Consider the following 3,558-nt stretch of genomic DNA (forward strand, 5'->3'; position numbering starts at 1 on the left):
TACTGCAACCGCATCTGGGCGTGACTGTGGGTGTGGACGCTCGTTGGTCTGACTGTGTGCCTATGGGGTGACGGTTGAGCAGGTCGAGTCGTGGTCCGAGGGGATAGCCGGGTTCCATGCCCGGTTCGCTCGGCATTTCGGCAGGTCGGAGCCCCGCGAGCGGGCGCTGGACTACCTGAATGGGTTGCTCGCGCCGTTGGAGCGCAAGAACGGTTGGGTGCGCCACGAGGCGCTGTGTGACCGAGTGGAGGTGCGAAACCTCTACCGCCGGGCCGTCGCAGCGGTCGGGTAGAAGCTGAGGGCAGTCTGATCCGGGGAACGCCGGGGAGGATGGAAAGCAGCCCTGACAACGCCGGGACGGTGCGGCACTTCCAGACGTGCCGGGTCCGGCAAGCGAGGCCAGAAGGTGTACGAAGAGGAACTCGCGTAAAGCCCCGTAAGTCTTGTCACCGGCTCCAACCTGGAGGATGTGGGCCGGGGTGCAGTGCGTGGCCACTTGCTCTGCTGGGGTGGTCAACTCCGAAGCCGGTCTCCAACTGCCGGTGGGGAGGCCACGTTGAAGGTCTGCGGCGTAGACGTGGCGATGCTGTCGGGGTAGTAGCGGGACGCCGACCTGGCCGATCGGCACATGGTGAACGTGGGAACCGCCTGTGGTCGTCCCACCGGCCGGACACCCAGTCCGGATCGGTTGGGACAGGCCCGTTGCCGGCTGAGGGCCGCAGGTGGGGCGGAGGCCCCGTAGTAGTCCGAGCGGAGGAAAGCTCCGTACTTGGCGAAGGGGGCCAGCAAGTCGGCAGGGAGGAGACTGCAATGCCGGGAGGTCGTTGGTGAATACCGACGCGCTGGACATCGCCCTGATCAGGGCCGAGCGCCGGGTACTGGAGATGCAGACCAAACTGCACTGTTGGGCGAGCGATGATCGTGATCGCCGGTTCGATGACCTGTTCAATCTCGTTGCCGATCCCGCGTTCTTGCTCGTCGCGTGGGCTCGGGTGCGGGGCAATCGGGGCGCACGCTCGGCCGGGGTGGACGGACAGACCGCCCGCTCCGTGGAGGCCGGGCGCGGGGTCGAGGTGTTCCTCGACGAAGTGCGCTGCGATCTGCGGGGACGTTCCCTCGTGCCTCTGCCCGTGCGGGAAAGGATGATCCCCAAGCCGGGAACGGCCAAGCGCCGCCGGCTGGGCATCCCCACCGTGCGGGACAGGGTCGTCCAGGCGTCCCTGAAACTGGTGCTGGAGCCGATCTTCGAGGCGGATTTCCTGCCGTGTTCCTACGGTTTCCGCCCCAAGCGCCGGGCACATGACGCGCTCGCCGAAGCGCACCACTTCGCCAAACGCTCGTACGAGTGGATGGTGGAGGGGGACATCGAGGCGTGCTTCGACTCGATCGACCACACGGCCCTGATGGACCGGGTGCGTTGCAGGGTCGGAGACCAGCGCGTCCTGGGCCTGGTGAAGGCGTTCTTGAAAGCGGGCATCCTCACCGAGGGCGGCCTGTCCAGGGAGACTGACACCGGTACTCCGCAGGGAGGAATCCTGTCACCATTGCTGGCCAACATCGCTCTGTCCGTCCTCGATGAGTTTATCGCGGCAGGGCCGGGCGGGCCGAACTCCACTCAGGCGGAGCGGGCCAGGCGTCGGCGTCGGAGGCTGCCCAACTACCGGCTGTTCAGGTACGCGGACGACTTCCTGATCGCCGTGACCGGGACCCGTGACGATGCTGAGGAGATTCGCGCCCAAGTGGCGGCGGTGCTCGCGCCGATGGGTCTGCGCCTGTCGGTGGACAAGACAGCGATCACCCATATCGACGAGGGGCTGGACTTCCTCGGGTGGCGCCTCCAGCGTCACCGCAAACGCGGGACCCAGAAGCACTACGTCTATCTCTACCCATCCAAGAAGGCCCTCCAGGCCGTCAAGGAGAAGGTCAAGGCGCTGTGCAGACAGGACACGAACCTACCGTTGGCAGCCGTGCTGCACGGGTTGAACCCGGTGTTGCGCGGCTGGACGGCGTACTTCCGGCACGGCGTGTCGTCCGCGACCTTCCAGTACCTGTCGGCCTTCACATGGCGACAGGTCTTCGGATGGCTGAGGCGCAAGCACCGCCGAACCAACTGGAAGAGCTTGCGCCGTCGCTACTGCGTGGGCCGATGGTGGCCCGCCGACGGCGAGGTGGTCTTGTTCAAGGCCGCGAAGGTGCGGACGAACCGCTATCTCTACCGCGGAGCCAAGATCCCCTCACCGTGGACCTGCGGGACCACGGTCGAATCGGTCGCCTGAGAGGGCTTGTGGAGAGCCGGATGCCTGGAGATCGGGCACGTCCGGTTCGGGAGGCGGTCCGGGGAGACCCACCGGCGGCAACGTCGGCAGGGCGCCCCGGATCGACCTCACACGGTGGCCGAGCAGGTCGGGCAGTTGCGTCCCGACGGTGTTCAGCGGCTGCTCAACCACTCCGAGTGGGATGCGGATGCGGTGCGTGACGATGTGCGGGACTTCGTCGTGGAGAGCATCGGTGCCCGGGACGGTGTGTTGATCGGCGACGACACCGGGTTCCTGAAGAAGGGCATCAAGTCCGCGGGCGTCCAGAGGCAGTACACCGGGACGGCCGGCCGAACCGAGAACAGTCAGATCGGGACGTTTCTGGCCTATTCCTCAAGCAGAGGACGGGCGTTGATCGACCGGGAGCTCTACGTTCCGGTCTCCTGGACCGATGACCGTGAACGCTGCCGGGCGGCGGGGATCGGGGACGAAGTCCCCTTCGCGACGAAGAACGAGCACTTCAAGTGGATGTTGCAGCGGGCCGTCGACGCTGGTGTCCCCTTCGCGTGGGTGACCGCGGATGAGGCGTTCGGACAGGTGAGGCACCTGCGGTCGTGGCTGGAGGAGCGAGCGGTCGCGCATGTGCTGGCCACGAAGGTCAACGACACCGTCGTCACCGCCCACGGCACGGACGTGCAGGTGGACCAGTTGATCGCAGCCCTGCCCCGGCAGGCGTTCAAGCGCCTGTCCGCGGGCCGCGGGGCGCACGGCGAGCGGATCTACGACTGGGCCCGCGTCGCGATCCGCCCCCGATGGGAGAACGGCTCCGGTCACTGGGTCCTGGCTCGACGCAGCGTCGGCGACCCCACCAAACTGGCCTACTACATCTGCTACGGACCGGTCACCACCCGACTGAAAGACCTGGTCAAGGTGGCCGCGGCCAGGTGGGCGGTGGAGGAGTGCTTCCAGAGCGCGAAGAGCGAGTGCGGCCTGGACCACTACCAGGTACGGCTCTATCGGGCCTGGTACCGACACATCACCCTGTCCATGGCCGCCCTCGCCTACCTGACCGCCCTGCGCGCCCATGAAGCCGTAAGGGGGGAAGCAACGGCGAAGGCGACGAGCTCATACCGCTGAGCGTGCCGGAGATCCGCCGGCTGATGGGACACATCATCGTCGTCCCCCATCACCATGCCAACGACCACCATCTGCACTGGTCACGCTTCCGGCGACGAAGCCAGGCCCGCGCCCGCAAATCCCACTACAAACGCCGCGGACACAACCCCCAGATGCGGTTGCAGTA

Annotated in this window: 2 protein-coding genes; both read left to right on the plus strand. The window is 66.7% G+C overall.

Annotated features, from left to right (window positions below; genetic code table 11):
- Positions 1–827: 827 nt before the first annotated feature.
- The gene (ltrA, locus tag SNE206_RS39765; protein WP_407918471.1) at positions 828–2,276 is read left to right on the plus strand and encodes a group II intron reverse transcriptase/maturase; all 1,449 of its coding nucleotides are present in this window, start codon (positions 828–830) and stop codon (positions 2,274–2,276) included.
- A 6-nt stretch (positions 2,277–2,282) separates the two neighbouring features.
- A complete protein-coding gene (locus SNE206_RS39770) occupies positions 2,283–3,392 on the plus strand; it encodes an IS701 family transposase (RefSeq protein WP_407918472.1) in 1,110 nt (369 codons plus the stop codon).
- The last annotated feature ends 166 nt before the right edge of the window (positions 3,393–3,558 follow it).

The organism is Kitasatospora sp. NE20-6 (assembly GCF_045862635.1).